Consider the following 18,555-nt stretch of genomic DNA (forward strand, 5'->3'; position numbering starts at 1 on the left):
TCGTAGAGAGCGGTTATTTTCTTATTGACAGGAGGATGTAACATTGCAGCAGTTTCTTGGAGTCGATATCGGGTCGGTCAGCAGCAACTTTGTACTCATGGACCAATACGGCAATATCCGGGAGAAGGTTTATTTACGTACTCTGGGGAACCCGGTCAATGCTATTAAAGAAGGCTTTGCCCGGATCAAAAAACAACATGGCGGAACCCTTGATATCAGGGGAGTGGGGACCACCGGCAGCGGCCGCCACCTGGCTGAGGTTTTGCTGGGGGCGGATGTGGTAAAAAATGAAATAACAGCTCATGCGGTAGCGGCGTCAGCAATATTTCCCGGGGTCCGCACCATAATCGAAATCGGAGGTCAGGATTCCAAAATAATCATCCTTAAGGATGGGATAGTGCAGGATTTTGCCATGAATACCGTCTGCGCTGCGGGTACCGGTTCATTTCTGGATCAGCAGGCCGCCAGATTAAATATAGCTATCGAGAATTTTGGAGAACATGCCCTGGGCTCACGCCAGGCAGTTCGTATAGCAGGCCGCTGCGGCGTGTTTGCGGAATCGGATATGATTCACAAGCAGCAGATGGGTTACCCGGTAGGGGATATTATCATGGGGCTTTGCGAGGCTCTGGTGAGAAATTATCTGAATAATGTGGCCAAGGGCAAAAAGATCCGGGAACCGGTTGTGTTTCAGGGCGGAGTGGCCGCCAACGCCGGTATCAGAAAAGCGTTTGAAAGGGTATTGGATTGTCCCGTCCATGTGCCCGGACCCTATGAAGTTATGGGCGCCATTGGCGCCGCCATGCTGGCTCAGGAACAGGCGGGGCAGAGTCAAGCGCCGGGTAAATTCCGCGGGGAGGATTTTATTATGGAGGGCGAGTTCAAGTCAAGCAGCCGCGAATGCAAGGGCTGTCCCAATCTCTGCGAAGTAGTCTGCATCAAACGAGGTTCACAGGTGCTGGCCTACTGGGGCGATCGCTGCAAGAAGTGGGAAAGCTCGTTAAACGACAGTTCTGAAAAGCTGCAGGTGGTGTAGAAATATTGCCAATACGGATATTACCCCGGTGTGCCGAACTGCGAAAGTTGAGGACTTTAGGCGAGGATTCACCGGATTTCAGCTTCCTCTTCCAGCAGGGTTAAAATCCTTTCCCGCAGTCGCTCCTTTTCATCTCTGGTTGAGGTAGCAGCCAGGTCAATTTCCAGCTTGATATATGCCGGGCGGGCAGAGAGAACATAGATTCGATCTGCCAGTTGCAAAGCCTCACCGATATCATGGGTTACAAAAAGAATCGAGGGCTGGTAGCGTTTGCGCAAATCTTTTAACCAGATCTGCATTTTGTGCCGGGTAATAGCGTCAAGGGCGGCAAAGGGCTCGTCCAGGAGCAAAATGTCGCTGGCAAAAAGATAGGTCCTTAGCAATGCCGCCCTTTGTCTCATGCCGCCCGAGAGCTGCCGGGGGTAATAAGCGGCAAAATCCTGCAGGCCGAAATCCTGCAGGTAGTGCCGGGCCGTATCCCGGGCTTGATTCTTATTGACGCCTTTTAAAAGCAGGGGGATGGACACATTATCCAGGATATTCTTCCAGGGCAGGAGAAGGTCTTTTTGCTGCATATAGCTTACCCTGGCGGTGCGCCCGCTCCAATCCTCGCCATCAATGCAGACGCCCCCCTGATCGGGTTTGATTAAGCCGGCGATAATATTTAACAGGGTGCTTTTACCGCAGCCGCTGGGCCCCAGAATAACTACGAACTCCCGCTCCCGGAGTTCTATGCTGACGTTATCCAGGGTATGAAGCCTCTCCAGGGTTTTGCTTACATTTACAACTTCTAATTTGGCCAAGTCCATCTCTCCCAAGACCAGAATTAATATTCTACAGACCCATAATTTAGGGCAAGTATTTATTGGTAAAGGCTTTCTCCGGGTCAATGTTCTTTTTTATCAGCTCGTTCTCAAACATAAAATCAGCGTACTTTTTCCAGACTTCCTGCTTCATCCCGCCCCAGCGCGGGGCATCAGCCTGATATTCCCGGGCCAGGTACTTCTGGCTGGCCCTGACCAGGTTTTGATCCAGTTCCGGAACGTTGTTAAGCAGTATCCTTCCGGCCTCCTCCGGATTCTTGATGGCAAACTCATAACCCTTGCTGCAGGCCCGCAGGAATTTTTGAGCCAATTCCGGATTATCCCGGAGTTTTGTCTCACTGGCTATTATGACCGGGGTGTAGAAGTCCAGGGAGTCGTTTTCATCCCGTAGTTTGATGAAATTGAGCTTCATGTCCCGCTGTTCAGCCTCGATCCCGGTCCAGCCCCAGTAAATCCAGGAAAAATCAATGCCTTTATGCATGCTGGTAAAGAAATCGGCGGAACCGATATTCACCATTTTGACCTGACTGAAATCAGCCCCGTACTTGGTCATTAATGCCCTGATCATGGCCGTTTCTGCCGGTGAACCCCAGCCCCCGTAAGTTTTACCGGCAAAATCACCGGGATTCTTAATCCCCCTTTCCACCGGAGAAGCAAAACCGGAAGTATTGTGCTGAATTACAGCGGCCAGGGCTACTACCGGGATGTCTTCCGAGCGGGCTACCGTTACTTCCTCCTGATAACTGATGCCGAAATCACCCTTTCCGGCGGCCAGTAATTGGGCGGTGCCTCCTTCACCCGGTTGCAGAAGCTCTGCCTCCAGACCTTCGGCTTTAAAATAACCCTTGTCTTGAGCCACGTAAAGCCCGGTATGGTTGGTGTTAGGCAGCCAGTCCAGCAGAACCGTAACTTTAGTCAGTTTTTCATTCGGAGCCGGTTGAGGGGTTTGATTACAACCGGCCAGGGGTATTGACAATAGACCTATAATTATAAGCAATGCCGTTATTTTTCTCATGCTGAATTCTCCTTTTTGCTGTAATCTTCCCCAGGCAGGGAATTGAAATACGACCTGTTCCACGGCACCAGAAGGTATTCGCCCAAATCGATCAGCTTGACCAGCAGCAGGCTTAAAAGACAGATTATCACCACCGCAGCCAGCACCCGGTCAATAGCAAACTGTTTTTGCTGCAGGGTCATATAGTATCCCAATCCCCGGTTTGACCCCAGCCATTCAGCTATTACGGCAGCCATAATACTGTAGGTGGCTGATATCCTGATACCGGAAAAGAATGCCGGCATAGCTGCCGGAAGTTTGACCATGGCAAAGGTTTTCAGGCGGCTGGCCCCCATGGAGCGGAACAGGTTCAACTGATCCGGGTCAACCTTACGCAGTCCGTTGCTGAAGCTGATAACCACCGGGAAAAAACAAACCAGTATGACCACCAGTATTTTCGGCAGCAAGCCGAATCCGAACCAGATGGTGAACAGTACCGCCAGTACGATCAGGGGTATGGTCTGGGATATTATCAGGAGGGGATAGACCGCCCGGTTTAACCATACGCAGGTATCCAGCAGGAATGCCATGACAAAGGCTATAATAATGGCCAGGATGAAACCGGTAACCGCCTCCAGCAGTGTCATGCTGCCATGAAAGCAAAGTGCCGGGTATATGTCAGTAATGGTAGCCAGAACTTTGCCCGGGCTGGCCAGAACGTATCCGGGCAGGTTATATGCCCTCACCCCCAGTTCCCATATCAGGAGCAGGAGCAGGAAGGCCAGCCAGGGGGCTACTTTATGGCCGATATTGGCTGAGTTTTTCATCAATGGATACTCCGTTCGGGCTATAATCGATTTTTATGATTGAGACTATACGGCCGGCGCCGGCTTCTACACAAATATCCTGGGCTTTCCTGACCAGATTCAGCATCTGTTCCAGATCTCCCTCCATAGTGGTCTCCAGAGGGCCTACCACGTACTTCAGGCCGCTGGCCTGAATGGCGGCAATAACTTTATCCACCACTGCATATACCTGGTCTTCCGCCACCAGAGGCAGGATCTGCAGGCTTAAGTTGGCATTGGGCAAAGGAATCCCCCTTCCTTAAAAAAAACAGCTGCTTCTTATCGCACAGAAAAGAGCAGCTTTCGGTTCGAGTAACTCTTGTCCCTACGCTGGCATTACCCAGATCAGGTTCAAGGGTCAGGACTGCCGTCCACTCTCAGCCGGACCGTTCCGGCTCCCCTCTGTCTTGCCAGCATTATACTATTATGTTCCCTGCTGGTCAAAGATTTATCAGGACTGATAAAGAACAGGGTGACCTCAAAAGGAAGCCTTGTAGATATTTATATATAGACCTGTGCATAATCAAGGTCGCGGCACTTGCGATGCCTATTATCCTGTGCTAAACTAAATTTTAAATACTTAATCAAATACGAGAGGAGAGATTAGCTGAGATGAGTAGAGCCGAGCTCACCAAAATCATTCTGCCGGAGGATAGGATTCCGAAATTCTGGTATAATGTCCAGGCAGATATGCCCAATCCCCTTGCTCCTGGTTTAAATCCCCAGACTATGCAGCCATTAAGCCCGGCTGATTTGGAGCCTATATTTGCCCGGGAACTTATTGCCCAGGAAGTATCGATCGAAAGGTTTATAGAGATACCGAAGGAGGTACGGGAACTTTACAAGCAATACCGGCCTTCACCCTTGTTTCGGGCCCGCAGCCTGGAAAAGGCTCTGGACACCAACTGCCGTATTTACTACAAATATGAGGGCATTAGCCCCGTGGGCAGCCATAAATTTAACTCAGCCTTGCCCCAGGTATTTTTCAACAAGGTTCAGGGCATCAAGCGGATTAGTACCGAGACCGGGGCCGGACAATGGGGAACTGCATTGTCCCTGGCCTGCAAGCTGTTTGGCCTGGAGGCTATGGTATACATGGTGAAAGTGAGCTATTACCAGAAGCCTTATCGGCGTTCGATCATGGAGCTATATGGCGCCACCTGTGTTGCCAGTCCCAGCAGTCTGACTGCTGCCGGACGCCAGGCCCTGGAAAAGAACCCCGATACCCCGGGAAGTTTGGGAATGGCTATCAGTGAAGCGGTGGAAGACGCAGTATCCAGGGATGATACCAACTACTCCCTGGGAAGTGTTTTGAATCATGTCTGTCTGCACCAGAGTGTAATCGGACAGGAAGTAAAGCTGCAGCTGGAAATGGTTGACGATTATCCCGATGTTATCATCGGCTGCTGTGGCGGAGGCAGCAATTTCGCCGGCATCGCCTTCCCCTTCATACCGGATAAACTGGCCGGCAAAAGCATCCGTCTGGTGGGAGTAGAGCCAGCAGCCTGTCCCACTCTTACTAAAGGCGTATTTGCTTATGATTACGGCGATGTGGCAGGTCTTACCCCGGCCCTGAAGATGTATACCCTGGGACATGGATTTGTACCCTCGGGAATCCATGCCGGCGGTCTAAGATACCACGGAGAGTCACCTTTGGTCAGTCAGTTGTATCATGATGGGCTGATTGAAGCCCGGGCGGTAAAACAGAACCCGACCTTTGAAGCTGCCATGCTTTTTGCCCGTACCGAAAGTATTGTGCCGGCACCGGAATCAGCCCATGCTATCCGGGTAGCCATCGACGAAGCTCTAAAAGCCAAAGAAGATGGAGTTCCCCGCACCATTGTCTTCAACCTCAGCGGACATGGCAACCTGGATCTCTATTCCTATGATAAGTTTCTGGCAGGTGAAACCGATGATATCGAGTTTTCCGATGAGGAGCTGGCTTTAAGTGTAAAAGACCTGCCGGTTGTAAAATAGAATAAACAGCTATATATAACCCCGGTCTAGTACTAGGCCGGGGTTTTTAAATTACCTTGTTCGCAGATAATAATTTAATATAATATTAAAATACATAACGAGAGGATGGTTATGATATTGTTATCCCGGCGTCTCCTGGCGCTTGCCGAAATGATAATAAAGGGCGGGGTAACCGCCGACATAGGCGCAGACCACGGGGGACTGGCCCGATTTTTGGTAGAACATAAAATGGCACCGCAGGTTATTGCCACCGAGCTGGGCGATGGCCCTTACCAGCGTTTACTGGCCGGAGTCGCGGACAGCCCCTGCCGGGGGCTGATAAAAATACGCCGGGGCGACGGCTTGGCCGTGCTTGGTTCCGGTGAAGCGGTAAATGTGGTTATAGCCGGTCTGGGAGGGGAAGCGATGGCGGAAATCCTCTCTGCAGATTACAGTAAGGCCTGCAGCTTTAAAAGGTTTGTTTTTCAGCCTATGAGTCGGGCCGGAGCCCTGCGCCGGGAACTTTCCGGGCGGGGCTGGCCGATACTGGAAGAGAGGCTGATTGATGAGAATGGCCGCCTGTTTGTGGCCTTGAGTGCCGGCCCGGGGGACATTCCCTATCGCCTGACCCCTCTGGAAATCGATGTCGGGCCCTTGCTGCTGCGCAGGGAAACGGCCTATAGGTCACGTTACCTGAAATCCTGCCTGAGCAGGTACCGGGCGGCCTGCCACGGTTTAATGCAGGCCGGCGGTGACCGGGATATTGCGGTAGATGAATACCGGGGCAAAATACTAGAACTGGAGGCGATACTTGATGGCAGTCCGGGCTAAAGACATCATGGCTATTATGGAGGAGGCATTTCCCTTATATCTGGCTGAAAGTTGGGATAACAGCGGTTTGCAGATAGGCAGCGCTGATAAAGAAGTAGGCCGTCTGCTGATTGCACTTGATCTGGATGAGTTTGCATTACAACAGGCGGTGGATAATCGGGTCGATATGATCATTACCCATCACCCTTTCTTTTTCCGTCCGATGAAGAATATTAATTATGCATCACCGGGGGGCAGGATGATACAAAAGATGGTTATGGCCGGTATTACTCTTTATACTGCCCATACCAATCTCGATACTGCCCAGCAGGGCCTTAACCAGTTGCTGGCGGAACGTCTGGGTCTGCTGGGTATAGAGCCGCTGTATCCGGCTTACCGGGAAGCCTTGTTCAAGCTGGTGGTATTTGTACCTGTAACCCACGGAGAAGCAGTCAGGGAAGCTATCTGTACGGCTGGAGGCGGTTTTATCGGTCAGTATTCGGATTGCAGCTTTCGTACCCGGGGTACCGGTACTTTTCGTCCCGGACCGGACAGCAACCCCTATATCGGTGAAAGCGGCATACTGGAAGAGACGGATGAGTTCCGCCTGGAGACAATAATTTACGAGCGCGATATTGGCCGGGTTCTAACCGCCATGCAGGAAGCTCACCCCTATGAAGAGGTAGCCTATGATCTCTATCGGTTGGAAAACCAGGGAAGGGTGTTCAGCCCGGGGCGCAAAGGACATTTGCTGCAGAAGACCAGCCTGCGGGATTACGTTCTCCAGGTAAAAGCCGGGCTGGGATTACAATCACTGCGAGTAGTCGGGGAGCTGGACAGTATGGTAAATAATGTTGCCGTAATAAGCGGGTCAGGCGCCAGCCTGATGGGGCATCTCCGGGGCCGTAATATAGATGTGCTGGTCACCGGCGACCTGAAATACCATGAAGCTAAAGAAGCCGAAGCTTCAGGATTGGCGGTCATAGATGCCGGCCACCATGGGACCGAGGCGATTGTAGTTCCCTTGCTGTACGATTTTCTGGAGGATAAGCAATTAGCGGTGGAATTGATTCAGTGCCATTCTCCGGCCTGCATAAAAGATGTCTAAAATTATTAAAGCTAAAAGGAAAATAATTGCTATTTGTAGAATAGCCAATGAGTAGAGTAATTTTAGAAAGGGTACAAGCGATGCTTAAAATAAAGGTTAACAGCTTAAAGCCCGGCGTAACCCTGGGAAAAGACATATTTACCTATGATTCCAAACTGCTTTTGCCCAGAGGGACTATGGTCACCAGGGAACACCTGGACAATCTCCGCAGTCGCAATATTGATGATGTTTTTATCATGGACGCCGAGACCAGGGTTAAATCGGGGAAGCGATTTGAAGATGTCTATAGCGACTCCCTGGGGGTAGTCAGATCATTTATGCTGGAAGCCAAGCTGGGCAAGCCGCTGGATTTCGAGGATATAACCGATTTATTGCTGGAGCAGGTTTTTGATGCCGGCGACTTGTTTCGCCAGATGCGGTTGATGAAGGAAAAGGATGACTATCTCTTCACCCATTCGGTTAACGTAGCCTTGCTCTGTATATTGATGGGGCGCTGGCTTAAATGTGATCCGGAGGCCATAAAGGAATTAGGCGAAGCTGGGTTATTACACGATATCGGTAAGGTATTTATAGATGATGACATATTAAATAAACCGGCCAAGTTGTCCGATAGTGAATATGAGGAGATAAAGAAACATACTCTGATGGGCTATAATCTTTTGACCCAGTATGACTGGATAAGCAGCAATGTTGCCAATGCAGCTCTGATGCATCACGAGCGGGCGGATGGTTCGGGTTATCCCATGGGGACCAGGGGTTACAGCAAAAATCTCTGTGTGTCGGTGGTTGCAGTTGCCGATGTATACGATGCCGTAACCTCTACCCGGGTTTATTCCAGCAAGAGGTCGCCTTACACGGCAGCCGAAATACTCTGGCAGGAGTCTTTCGGTAAACTTAACCCCAGCATATCCAAGGTATTTTACGATAAAATCACCAGTTTCTATGTCGGCAATGAAGTACTGCTTTCCAATGATGAAATAGGGGTGGTGATTTACGTTGATCCATCTCAACCTACTCGGCCAATCGTGATGGTGGGGGACACCTTCTACAACCTGGCTACTGACCGCAGCATTTCTATATTGGAAGTTATTGATTAGCAGTATTGCCGCATTTATTAAGCTTTTTTATTACTAAGAGCCTGAAAATAGGGGTTCAGTGCATAAAGTTGATCGAAACTGGAAAAATATAAACTACCTACTAAATTGAAAATTTATAAGAAATCTAAAAAATTTTTTGTTTAGTAGCAGGAATTGCCCTTTTTATGGGGAATGTAAATTATGGTTAATAAATTTTTTAAGGGAGGACTAGTCGTGAACAAATCGGAACTTGTTAAATCTTTGGCGGAAAAGGCCGAGGTCACTCAGAAGGATGCTGCTAAAGCGCTTGATGCACTGGTAGAGACCATCCAACAGGCACTGGCAAATGGCGACAAGGTTCAAATTATCGGCTTTGGTAGCTTTGAAGTGCGTGACCGGAAAGAAAGAAAAGTCATCAGTCCGGCAACGGGGGAAGAAATTAAAGTTCCTGCTACCAAAGTTCCGGCATTCAAACCTGGTAAATCCCTCAAGGAAGCTGTTGCAGTAAAGCCTGCCACCAAAGGTCCGAAAAAGGGTAAAGGCGGCAAAAAAGCGAAATAGCTAAAACAAAAATCATAAGGAGGTATACTGCCGGTATATCTCCTTATTTTTTGCGGTCAAAAATCAAAGAAGAAGTGACAGGCACTTCTTCTTTGACAGGGGAATTATTGGGTGGAAGTTTGCATATAAAATATGCGGGAAATATTTCATGCCTGGCGGAAGCACATGCTTCCGCCAGCGGCACTTATAACATTACTTAATAGTCAAAGGACTCCAGGTCGATATCCAAAGCCGAAGTATCGGCATCAGCAATAATATCGGCCATACACCAGATATTAGGCACCACGTTTCTTAGATACCAGCGGGTGGCTTCCACTTTGCCTTTGTAGAACTTGTAATCGTAATGTTCGGGACCTATTTCAGCCATTTTCTTCAGGCAAATCAGGGCCTGATCCAGCAGCAGATGACCGGCATGCAGCTGGGAAGTGGCAGTTAAAACCCGGCGGGAATAGGTTGGAATCAGGGAAGGATTACTGCCCTTCCAGCTGACCAGGGTACCCAGGATACTGTCATAGGCTTCCAGAGCCCGCCCCAGGTTATGGAATTCCTTCTCCAGACCTGCAGTATCCTTATTGGCAGCGAAGAAGTCTTTGATTTCCTGAATGAAGGCTGCAAAGGCAGCCCCCTTGGCCATGCCCATCTTACGGCCGATCAAGTCCAGAGACTGGATGAAGTTGGTGCCTTCCCAGATGGAGTAAATCTTTATATCACGGGCAATTTGAGCTACCGGATATTCTTCACAGAAGCCGTAGCCGCCATAGGCCTGAATAGCTTCGCCACAGAGCCACCAGCCTTCGTCACTGGGATAAGCCTTGCATAACGGAGTCACAATTTCCACGTAAGTTTGGGCTTTTTGTCTTTCTTCCGGACTAGGGTCATGTTCACGAATATCGAAATTAAACAGGGCTTTCATCAGCATGGCGCGGGTGGCTTCCATATGAGCTTTGCCCATAATCAGGGTGCGCCGGATATCCTCGTGGTTGATAATGGCGACCCGTTCGCCGCGGGGATTGGTGAAGGGGCGTCCCTGCACCCTGTCTTTGGCATAATCGCGGGCATTATAGAAGGCGTTGGCGATGCAGCAATGAGCCATGTGGCCGGTTTCCATCCGGGCCAGGTTCATCATCTGGAACATCTGGGCCATGCCTTCCCCTCTGCCATCGTTCTCCAACGGGCTCTTGCCCAGCAGCCAGCCCCGGCAGCTGGCGTTATCACCAAATGAAAGCGCAGCGGTACAGGAGGCATACTGACCCAGCTTATGCTCTACCCCGGTGGTAACCACATCATTATCACTCAGGCTGCCGTCTTCGTTAACCCAGTATTTGGGTACGATAAACAGGGAGATACCGCTGGTACCGGCTTTAGCACCCTCCACCCGGGCCAGGTAAAGGTGGATGATATTATCGGTAAAATCATTGTCGCCGCCGGTAATAAAGATCTTCTGCCCTTTAATATTAAAGATGCGAGGGTCATCAGTGGGATAGGCCTTGGACAGGATGTCGCCCACATCAGAGCCCGCACTGGGTTCAGTCAAACACATGGTGCCCGCCCAGGTTCCATCCATCATTTTGGGCAGGAACACCTGCTTCAGGTCTTCATCGGCAAAACTCTGAATAAGGTCGGCGGCACCGCTGGTCAACAGGATATAGGGATAGAATACCGGATTGGCCGCGCAGAGCAATTCGGTAACGGCGGCGTTTAAAACATGAGGCATGATCATGGCGTCTTCTGATTTGTCAATATTGCTGGTCCCCCAGCCTTCCGATTGCAGCTTGTGGAACAAAGGCCCAAAGCTCTTGGGGAGTATGACCTTGCCATCCACCAGCTTGACCGGGTTCTTGTCGCCATCCTCGTTAGTGGGTTCAACCACTTCTTTGGCCATTTTAAGTATCGGAGCCAGAAAAGCTTTGACATCATCTTTGGAATAGTAATCTTTAAACTGGTCATAATTAAAGACCTGTTCTGTAGGCAGCCATTCTTGAATAATGAATTCCAGATCCCTGGTGTTTAAATAAGCGAAATTAGCTGACATTGTATTCCCTCCAATTCTTTAAATATGATACTGCTTCCTTAGAAGGGCATAAAATCTTCCCTTAAATGTTTTCTCTCTAACGTATCATACCGGCCGTCCTGCAGGAAGCGTTAAGCAGGCTATCAACTATATGTCTCTGGTCCAGAGCGATGCCAGAGCGGGTCCGGTACCGACGCAAAGTGATGCCCCGCCGGTAGTTTTGCCCTGTCTTTCCAGTTCATAATACAGGGATACCACTATACGAAGAGCAGTACAGCCTACCGGGTGGCCCAGAGCTATTCCGGAACCGTTGAGATTGCATTTTTCCATATCCAGCTCGATGCCTGAATCCTGCTTGAGCATCCGTCCGACACCCAGGAATTGTGCTGCGAAGGCTTCGTTGATTTCCCAGTAATCTATATCTTCAAATTTCAGACCGGCCTGTTTAAGACCCTTGGGGACAGCAACTGCCGGACCCAGACCCATGACTTCCGGGGCAACCCCTTCGGCCACAATATTTATCATTTTCATCAATGGCTTAACTCCCAGTTCGGCTGCCTTGTCCTTGGACATAACAACTACTGCAGCCGCAGCATCATTTATACCGGAGGCATTGGCGGCAGTTACAACTCCGCCTTTTTTGAAGGCGGAGGGCAGCTTGCCCATGGCTTCAAGGTTGGCGTCGGGGATCATGTGTTCATCGGTTTCATAGTAGGTAACGCCTTTTTTAGTTTTAATTTCTACCGGGATAATTTCACGCTTGAAGGTACCTTCCTTAACGGCCCGAGTTGCCCGCTGGTGACTCATAAGTGCCAGCTCATCGCATTCGAGACGAGTGATACCGTATTTCTCAGCTACATTTTCCGCAGTCAAGCCCATGTGACCGGGAACCAGGCCGTCAATCAGACCGTCATGCAGCATGGCATCTTCAATAGTACCGGGTCCCATCCGGTATCCTGATCTTCCTTTGGGTATCATATAGGGGGCCGCGCTCATATTCTCAACCCCGACTACCAGAGCTATGTCAGACTTGCCGACCATTATGTTGGTACAGGCAATGTCCAGAGCCCGCATACCAGAAGCACAGTTCTGGTTAACATTACAGGCATTGCTTCTGACCGGTAATCCTACGGCCAGCCCTACCTGGCGGGCTGGCAGTGAACCCTGCATATGGGGATACACTTCGCCCATTACTATTTCATCAACCAGGTCTGCTGGGATACCTGCCCTTGTTACAGCAGCTTTTCCCACGGTAATCGCCAACTCCTTGGCCGGTACATCTTTAAGGCTGCCCAGGAATTTGCCTATGGCAGTACGGCAAGCACTTACTATTACTACTTCCCTCATTAAAACGCCCCTTTCTCAAAACATTTAAGTCCTTAAGGACAATATAATTGATTATTGGATACTGAATAGGACTCCAAAACCCTAATAGCGATAGAGTATAGTACCACCCCCCCAAGGATTCCTCCCTACACATGCAGTAACTATAAGCAACTATAAGCAAAATTTATGCCAACTTCTTCTTGGGTTTGTAATTTCGGAAATAAGGCCGCTTTGGTTATAGCTGCGATTGGAGAATAAACAAAAAAAGGTAATGATTTGCGATAATGGATTATAAATGCCATAAAAAGCGAAAAACCTGTATCCTTTTTTGAGAGACCAGGTTCGCAAAATAAAACGCTGGGTTCATGTTTTATTGCAAATATTCATGAACTGCTTGCACAAATGCAAATTATTCTTATTTCCATTGCATATAGCCATTCATAAGTTCGAAATTTTCCAAATTTATAATATCATTACAGCCCAAGACCGTAAGATTGGGGCGGACAAGTTTATTAACGCCTAATAATAGCTGTTAGGTCTGGTGCACAAATGCAATAATTAGCTGATGTGGTATTTTTTCAATTTCCTGTATAAGACCGACGGATGGATATCAAGCAGCCGGGCAGTCATAGCTTTGTTATAATCATTATCCTTCAAGGTATTGCTAATCATCTGGTATTCCAGGTCTTCCACGGCCTGGTTGAGGGAAGTCCGCCGGTTGGAAGATTGGCGGATGTTTAAGGCAGGCAGGTACTCGGGTTGGATTATTTTCTGACCGTCCAGGTCGGCGAGATTAATAGCGCGTTCCACTAGATTTTCCAGTTCCCTTATATTGCCCGGCCAGTCGTAAGCTTTTAAAAGCGTTAAAGAATCATCATCAACCCCGCTTATAAATGTTCCTAACTTGTGATTGATTTTATCGATAAAGTGGTCTACCAGCAGTTCCAAATCTTCGATTCTGCTTTGCAGGGGAGGGATCAAAATTGATACCACATTTAGACGATAGTAAAGGTCCTCGCGAAAAGTCCCCTGAGCTACCGCCTCCACTAGATTGTTATTGGTAGCTGCAATAACCCGAACATCAGTTTTGATCAGTTCGTTACCGCCGATACGTTCAAATTCCCTTTCCTGAAGGAAACTTAGAAGTTTGGCCTGCATCATCAAAGGTAATTCCCCGATTTCATCCAGAAATACAGTTCCCCCATGGGCTAGCTCCAATTTACCGATTTTACCACCCTTTTTAGCACCGGTAAAGGAACCTTCCTCGTAACCAAATAATTCCGATTCCAGCAGATTTTCCGGGATACAGGCGCAGTTTATACGGATAAAGGGATAGTTCCTGCGATAGCCGCTGCTGTGTATGGCATGCGCAAACAACTCTTTACCGGTTCCGCTTTCGCCAATAATCAATACGTTGGATATGTTGTTGGCTATCTGGGCGCAGAGAGTCTTAATCCGCATTATATTTTGAGTCTGGCCGATAATATCGTCCAGGGTGTATTTGCTGCAATACTTCCCGTTTTTTTGCTGGGGATTGACATTGTGCAGTTCGTGCATATGCTTAATCATTATCTGGGCGGCCTCCATGTCGAGGAAAAGGGTTTTAGCCATCGCCCCTACTATTTCACCGTCATTAAATATGGGCACCCGCATGGATATTACTTCCTTATGGTTTACCGTGCAGAGCTCACAGAGGTTGGTTTCACCGCTTTTAACGGTATGGGGGAGGCGTGAGCGGGGGATTACCTCGTTGACGTGCCTGCCTATCAAGTTCTCTTTCCGGACCTGCAGAATATCGGCAAAGGTCTGGTTAACCAGCAGTATCCGGCAACTGGTATCGATATAAACCACACCCATGTAGGGGTTCTCTATCATATGCTGCAAAATATAGAGCATCTGATGGTCATTTATTTTCATCCGTAAATACCTGCCTTGAATTTTGTGTAACATTATGGCACAAAATATAATTATTGCCTTATATTACAACAACAGTTTAACACAAGTCGGACAACAAAAAAACCGCCTGAGCGGCGGTTCTTATTGAACGAAGTAAGTAAATCTGTAAGCGGAGTTCTGTATTTGATAGTCATCTATCTGGGATGCCAGTCGCCTGGCACCTCTAGCGACCAACCCGGGAAAGAAGCGGGCTACTTCATTATTCCCCTATTAGGTCTTGCTCCGGGTGGGGTTTGCCGAGCCATTTAGTCGCCTAAATGCTGGTGAGCCCTTACCTCACCTTTCCACCCTTACCGTAAACGGAGACCAGAATCCAGAAGAGCAGATCCTGCTTCTGACCTCCGGCCTCTGATCTCCGTTTGCGGCGGTTTGTTTCTGTGGCACTTTCCTTGGGGTCGCCCCCACTGGACGTTATCCAGCACCCTGCCCTGCGGAGCTCCGACTTTCCTCAAGCCCAAAAGCCTGCGACTATCTGATTTACTTACTTTATTTTCTTTTAAAGCAGAAACTATTATAATTTATATTAATGTATTTGTAAAGCTTTGCGGGATTTAAACAATTTTTATCAAAAATTATCTTTTTTAAAGAAGGAAATGCGTTGCATATAGAGAATATCTACTTGAAAGGACAGGGAATTGGGGAATTCGTTGCACTCATCGGTATTTGCTTTCCTTGTTGTATTAGAAGTAAAGTAATACAATAGCTTTTAATAAGGAAGGAGAGAGGGGGGGGAAACAAGTGTTAGCAGTATTTGGCTCATCGGGAGCTAGTGCGCCAGGAATATGGGGCAATCCGCTATTTACCTTCTTGATGGTATTACTGGGGATTTTTATATTCCTAAAGTTTTGCGGCTGGGCAAAAAAATTCCAGCTGTCGGGAGGATTTAAAAAGATTATCTTTATCCTGACCGGAGTGGGATTGGTAGTTTTTAATGTTATGTACTCCATAGGCAACAAACAGTTGGCTCACAGCGGGGATGTGAACGGAGCTTTGGTTGCGTTTCTGGCATCAATGATATGGGTTTTTATATTTGCGTTTGCTCTTATGGCAGAAACCAAACCCGAATAAACCTAATGGGCAAAAAGGCGGCCACTGGCCGCCTTTTTATATTTCTCGGCTGAAGCCGCATATTCTTAAATAAACGATTTGGAGGTAGGGTTGTTTTGGCTCAGGAAGCAATATACCGCTTAATCCACCGATACTCACCCGAAAAGGGGATTGAGGAATACCGGGAATTGATAATAAACGAGCAGTGCTTCAATGTTAATATTAATAATGCCCATTACCAGAGCATTTGCTGTACCCCTTCCCACCTGGAAGAATTGCTGACCGGACATCTGGCGATGGAGGGTCTGATTTCCAGGGGGGAGGAGATTAAGGGCATAGAATTTGACGGCGATACCATACATCTGAATCTCAGCCCCCGATCCGGGCTCAAAAGTGATGCCGGGTCAAGCAACCTTGCCGACATCTCCTGCCCGGCGGACAGACTGACTGAGTTGATGCGGAAACATCTTGACAGTTCAGATTTACACAAGCAAACAGGCGGGGTGCACATTATGAGCCTGGCTACGCCGGAAGGGATAATTATAAGCCGTGAGGATATCGGCCGGCATAATGCCGTAGATAAACTATATGGATACTGCCTGTTAAAAGACCTCGATTGTGCGGATAAGATATTTCTCAGCAGCGGGCGGATAAGTCATGAAATAATTCAAAAGCTGGTGCTTATGAGGGTTAAGATAGTTGTTTCCCGGGCGGCGGTAACCAGTTTGGCCCAAACGATAGCCCGGCAGTCGGGAATTACGGTGCTTGGTTTTGCCAGAGGCGACAGGTTCAATATTTATACCCATCCCCATAGAATAACTGCCGGGAAGGGCTGGTGATCAGATGCCTGATAAGGTGAGAATCAGACTGGTCTATCCTGACGGAACCGATGACGAGTATTGGACTTTCCCCGGTGTGAACCTTTGGCGCAGTATGGCCGCCCATGGCATAGATGTTGCGGGTTCATGCAGCGGCATGGGAACCTGCGGCCGGTGCAAGGTACGGATTGAGGGACGGGTAAGCGAGCAGAGCGATAATGAGCGGGGGTATCTGCTGGCGGAAGAGATTAAGAGCGGGGAGAGACTGGCCTGTTATTGTAATGTGGATGAGTCTATCACCGTTTACCTGGATTACGGCGACTTCGGTTCCGATGCCAAGGATAAGCTTTTTAAGGAACGGCATCAGTACCAGTCCAGCCCCAGAGTAAATCTGCGTAAAATCTATATCCCGGGGCTGGATAAGGATAGTCCCATTCCTATCCAGCGAAGGCTTAAACAGGCCCTTAACGGAAAGCAGATCCGGCTGAGCAGCAAAAACTGGAATGAATTGTCCAGCCTGGATCGGGTTGGACGTCCGACCCTGGAATTATGGGCTCTGGAATGGGAACAGCGGACGGTAAAACATATCGGACGGGAAAAGAAAAGTGCTTACGGTATTGCCTTGGACATCGGCAGTACCAGCCTCTTTGCAGCTCTCGTCGACCTGCAGGATGGAAAAGTGGCGGCTATGGCTTCCGGAACCAATATGCAGCGGGTTTATGGAGCCGATGTCATCTCCCGGATAAGTTATTGCCTGGAGAATCCTGATGGTTTAGGCAAAATGCGTCAGGTTTTACTGAACAGTATAAATACAATCGTGGAGGAATTACTCCAGGAGGCAGCGCTAAGTTCTTCTGACCTCTATGAATATGCGGTGGCAGCGAATCCGGTTATGCTGCATTTTCTGCTGGGCATAAATCCATCCGGTTTTGCGGTGGCACCCTATAGCGGAGTTGTAATTGATGAACTGGATTTGGGAGCCGCAGAACTGGGCCTGATAGCTGACGGAGATACCCGGGTCTATATTCTGCCCCAGGCAGGTGGATTTGTGGGTGCTGACACCATAGCCGGTTTATTGACTCTGGAGGTAAAGCCTTCGGCAGCCTGGATGTTTATTGATATCGGCACCAATGGCGAGATTGTTCTTTGCCATCGCGGCCGGCTCTGGGCAGCATCGGCTGCTGCCGGACCTGCCTTTGAAGGCGGAGGAATCAGCAGTGGCGCCCGGGCTGGCACAGGAGTGGTAGACCGGGTGGATGCAGATGATGAAGGCCGTCTGCATTTTCATATCCCCGGCGCTCAGGTAGCGCGTGGTATTTGCGGTTCAGCTGTTATTGACCTAATGGCTGTTCTGTTAAAGCTGGGATATACAGATGAAAAAGGGATTATAACACCGGAAGCCGTCGACCGGCTTCAAATCAGGGAAAGTGAACGAGGTCTGGAAATCGTGCTGCTTAAGACAGAATCAGGTCCTCCCCTGGTTTTAAACCAGGAGGATATCAGACAACTGCAGCTGGCCAAAGCCGCTTTACGTACGGCTATCGATATCCTCATGGAAAAAGCGGGACTGGACTGCAGGCAACTGGAAAAGGTATATATAGCCGGTGCCTTTGGCAACTATATTAATCCGGAAAACGCCATCCTGGTAAAAATGCTGCCCCCGGTGGAACCCAGCAAGATTATAAACATTGGCAATACTGCTGCTCAAGGAGCCGTGCTGGCCCTGCTCTCAGATGCCAAGCGTCGCGAGGCCAGGATTCTGCAAGGCAAGATTGAGTGTATAGAGCTTGCCCACCATCCCGGTTTCCAGGAAAAGTTTCTGCATAACCTTAATTTCTAAAAGAGTTGTGAAAAACTTATGTGGAGAGAGCGGAAGCTGTAGCCGCAATGTTTCCCCCCTGCGGGGATAACTTATGTTGGCAAAAGCCCGCTCTCCTGTTATGATACGGTGCCGACCTTGTGAATAATGCTTCTCTCGGATCGGAAATAAAGGGCTGCAACGCTTTCCCCCGCCTTTATCTCTTTTTATCCATATTGCGCCGCGTCTTCCCGGGATAGTTCCTCCCCGGCGTTATAATGGTTTTTTACAAGACTTAAAAGTACGGAATAGAAAGGAATTTTGGTTATACCTGGAGAATTATTGGTTAGATATTGCTGTAAATGGTTTGTGAATGATATTGAGGGGGG

The 18,555-nt window shown here is 48.9% G+C and carries 16 protein-coding genes, 1 other RNA gene and 1 riboswitch; of the genes, 9 read left to right on the plus strand and 8 right to left on the minus strand.

The features are described 5' to 3' along the window. Nucleotides 1-43 precede the first annotated feature (43 nt). The gene (locus ACU70B_RS05375) at nucleotides 44-1,036 is read left to right on the plus strand and encodes an acyl-CoA dehydratase activase (RefSeq protein ID WP_447185319.1); all 993 of its coding nucleotides are present in this window, start codon (nucleotides 44-46) and stop codon (nucleotides 1,034-1,036) included. A 68-nt stretch (nucleotides 1,037-1,104) separates the two neighbouring features. On the opposite strand, the gene ACU70B_RS05380 is transcribed toward ACU70B_RS05375, so the two are convergent. From ACU70B_RS05380 to ACU70B_RS05395, 4 genes are read right to left on the minus strand one after another with little or no spacing between them, the layout of a single operon-like run. Continuing rightward, the gene (locus ACU70B_RS05380; RefSeq protein ID WP_447185320.1) at nucleotides 1,105-1,845 is read right to left on the minus strand and encodes an ABC transporter ATP-binding protein; all 741 of its coding nucleotides are present in this window, start codon (nucleotides 1,843-1,845) and stop codon (nucleotides 1,105-1,107) included. A 40-nt stretch (nucleotides 1,846-1,885) separates the two neighbouring features. Then, nucleotides 1,886-2,875, minus strand: coding sequence for an ABC transporter substrate-binding protein (locus tag ACU70B_RS05385; protein WP_447185321.1), 990 nt, complete (start codon nucleotides 2,873-2,875; stop codon nucleotides 1,886-1,888). After that, complete coding sequence (locus tag ACU70B_RS05390; protein WP_447185322.1) at nucleotides 2,872-3,681, minus strand: ABC transporter permease; 810 nt, start codon at nucleotides 3,679-3,681, stop codon at nucleotides 2,872-2,874. Before ACU70B_RS05390 ends, ACU70B_RS05385 begins: the two co-directional genes overlap by 4 nt. After that, complete coding sequence (locus tag ACU70B_RS05395) at nucleotides 3,653-3,943, minus strand: thiamine-binding protein (protein WP_447185323.1); 291 nt, start codon at nucleotides 3,941-3,943, stop codon at nucleotides 3,653-3,655. The genes ACU70B_RS05390 and ACU70B_RS05395 overlap by 29 nt, the downstream gene beginning before the upstream one ends. A gap of 61 nt (nucleotides 3,944-4,004) precedes the next feature. Beyond that, a riboswitch (TPP riboswitch) is annotated at nucleotides 4,005-4,111 on the minus strand. Between the two features lie 200 nt (nucleotides 4,112-4,311). Between ACU70B_RS05395 and ACU70B_RS05400 the strand changes: the two genes are divergently transcribed. The 5 genes from ACU70B_RS05400 to hbs all read left to right on the plus strand — a co-directional run bounded on the left by ACU70B_RS05400 (nucleotide 4,312) and on the right by hbs (nucleotide 9,210). Continuing rightward, complete coding sequence (locus ACU70B_RS05400; protein WP_447185324.1) at nucleotides 4,312-5,676, plus strand: TrpB-like pyridoxal phosphate-dependent enzyme; 1,365 nt, start codon at nucleotides 4,312-4,314, stop codon at nucleotides 5,674-5,676. Nucleotides 5,677-5,787: 111 nt separating this feature from the next. Continuing rightward, nucleotides 5,788-6,486, plus strand: coding sequence for a tRNA (adenine(22)-N(1))-methyltransferase (locus ACU70B_RS05405; RefSeq protein WP_447185325.1), 699 nt, complete (start codon nucleotides 5,788-5,790; stop codon nucleotides 6,484-6,486). After that, the gene (locus ACU70B_RS05410) at nucleotides 6,470-7,573 is read left to right on the plus strand and encodes a Nif3-like dinuclear metal center hexameric protein (RefSeq protein WP_447185326.1); all 1,104 of its coding nucleotides are present in this window, start codon (nucleotides 6,470-6,472) and stop codon (nucleotides 7,571-7,573) included. The genes ACU70B_RS05405 and ACU70B_RS05410 overlap by 17 nt, the downstream gene beginning before the upstream one ends. A 47-nt stretch (nucleotides 7,574-7,620) precedes the next feature. Further along, nucleotides 7,621-8,670, plus strand: a complete 1,050-nt coding sequence (locus ACU70B_RS05415; protein ID WP_447185327.1) for an HD-GYP domain-containing protein — start codon at nucleotides 7,621-7,623, stop codon at nucleotides 8,668-8,670. Between the two features lie 213 nt (nucleotides 8,671-8,883). Further along, nucleotides 8,884-9,210: a non-specific DNA-binding protein Hbs gene (gene hbs, locus ACU70B_RS05420; protein ID WP_447185328.1), complete on the plus strand. Its 327-nt coding sequence runs from the start codon at nucleotides 8,884-8,886 to the stop codon at nucleotides 9,208-9,210. 196 nt (nucleotides 9,211-9,406) lie between these two features. Here the strand turns inward: hbs and ACU70B_RS05425 are convergent, their stop codons facing one another. From ACU70B_RS05425 to rnpB, 4 genes are all read right to left on the minus strand, one after another. Further along, nucleotides 9,407-11,242 (minus strand): acyl-CoA dehydrogenase family protein, encoded by a 1,836-nt coding sequence (locus tag ACU70B_RS05425; RefSeq protein ID WP_447185329.1) that lies wholly within the window; start codon nucleotides 11,240-11,242, stop codon nucleotides 9,407-9,409. Nucleotides 11,243-11,368: 126 nt separating this feature from the next. Continuing rightward, nucleotides 11,369-12,568 carry a thiolase family protein gene (locus tag ACU70B_RS05430; RefSeq protein WP_447185330.1) on the minus strand — a complete coding sequence of 400 codons (1,200 nt, stop codon included), beginning with the start codon at nucleotides 12,566-12,568 and terminating at the stop codon, nucleotides 11,369-11,371. Nucleotides 12,569-13,105: 537 nt separating this feature from the next. Further along, the gene (locus ACU70B_RS05435; protein WP_447185331.1) at nucleotides 13,106-14,464 is read right to left on the minus strand and encodes a sigma-54 interaction domain-containing protein; all 1,359 of its coding nucleotides are present in this window, start codon (nucleotides 14,462-14,464) and stop codon (nucleotides 13,106-13,108) included. A gap of 129 nt (nucleotides 14,465-14,593) precedes the next feature. Then, nucleotides 14,594-14,987: RNase P RNA component class A (gene rnpB / locus ACU70B_RS05440), an RNA gene on the minus strand. 254 nt (nucleotides 14,988-15,241) lie between these two features. Between rnpB and ACU70B_RS05445 the strand changes: the two genes are divergently transcribed. The 3 genes from ACU70B_RS05445 (at nucleotide 15,242) to ACU70B_RS05455 (ending at nucleotide 18,208) form a co-directional block, all read left to right on the plus strand. Continuing rightward, nucleotides 15,242-15,571: a hypothetical protein gene (locus ACU70B_RS05445; RefSeq protein WP_447185332.1), complete on the plus strand. Its 330-nt coding sequence runs from the start codon at nucleotides 15,242-15,244 to the stop codon at nucleotides 15,569-15,571. 95 nt (nucleotides 15,572-15,666) lie between these two features. Further along, nucleotides 15,667-16,389: a formate dehydrogenase accessory sulfurtransferase FdhD gene (gene fdhD / locus ACU70B_RS05450; protein WP_447185333.1), complete on the plus strand. Its 723-nt coding sequence runs from the start codon at nucleotides 15,667-15,669 to the stop codon at nucleotides 16,387-16,389. Between the two features lie 4 nt (nucleotides 16,390-16,393). Then, nucleotides 16,394-18,208, plus strand: coding sequence for an ASKHA domain-containing protein (locus tag ACU70B_RS05455; protein ID WP_447185334.1), 1,815 nt, complete (start codon nucleotides 16,394-16,396; stop codon nucleotides 18,206-18,208). Nucleotides 18,209-18,555 lie beyond the last annotated feature (347 nt).

It is taken from the genome of Syntrophomonas curvata, assembly GCF_052976825.1.

Excerpts from the sequence above, each read along its gene's own strand:
- ACU70B_RS05380 (WP_447185320.1), bottom strand. The coding sequence starts at position 1,845 with ATGGACTTGGCCAAATTAGAAGTTGTAAATGTAAGCAAAACCCTGGAG.
- ACU70B_RS05385 (WP_447185321.1), bottom strand. The coding sequence starts at position 2,875 with ATGAGAAAAATAACGGCATTGCTTATAATTATAGGTCTATTGTCAATA.
- ACU70B_RS05390 (WP_447185322.1), bottom strand. The coding sequence starts at position 3,681 with ATGAAAAACTCAGCCAATATCGGCCATAAAGTAGCCCCCTGGCTGGCC.
- ACU70B_RS05400 (WP_447185324.1), top strand. The coding sequence starts at position 4,312 with ATGAGTAGAGCCGAGCTCACCAAAATCATTCTGCCGGAGGATAGGATT.
- ACU70B_RS05405 (WP_447185325.1), top strand. The coding sequence starts at position 5,788 with ATGATATTGTTATCCCGGCGTCTCCTGGCGCTTGCCGAAATGATAATA.
- ACU70B_RS05410 (WP_447185326.1), top strand. The coding sequence starts at position 6,470 with ATGGCAGTCCGGGCTAAAGACATCATGGCTATTATGGAGGAGGCATTT.
- ACU70B_RS05415 (WP_447185327.1), top strand. The coding sequence starts at position 7,621 with ATGAGTAGAGTAATTTTAGAAAGGGTACAAGCGATGCTTAAAATAAAG.
- ACU70B_RS05425 (WP_447185329.1), bottom strand. The coding sequence starts at position 11,242 with ATGTCAGCTAATTTCGCTTATTTAAACACCAGGGATCTGGAATTCATT.
- ACU70B_RS05430 (WP_447185330.1), bottom strand. The coding sequence starts at position 12,568 with ATGAGGGAAGTAGTAATAGTAAGTGCTTGCCGTACTGCCATAGGCAAA.
- ACU70B_RS05435 (WP_447185331.1), bottom strand. The coding sequence starts at position 14,464 with ATGAAAATAAATGACCATCAGATGCTCTATATTTTGCAGCATATGATA.
- ACU70B_RS05455 (WP_447185334.1), top strand. The coding sequence starts at position 16,394 with ATGCCTGATAAGGTGAGAATCAGACTGGTCTATCCTGACGGAACCGAT.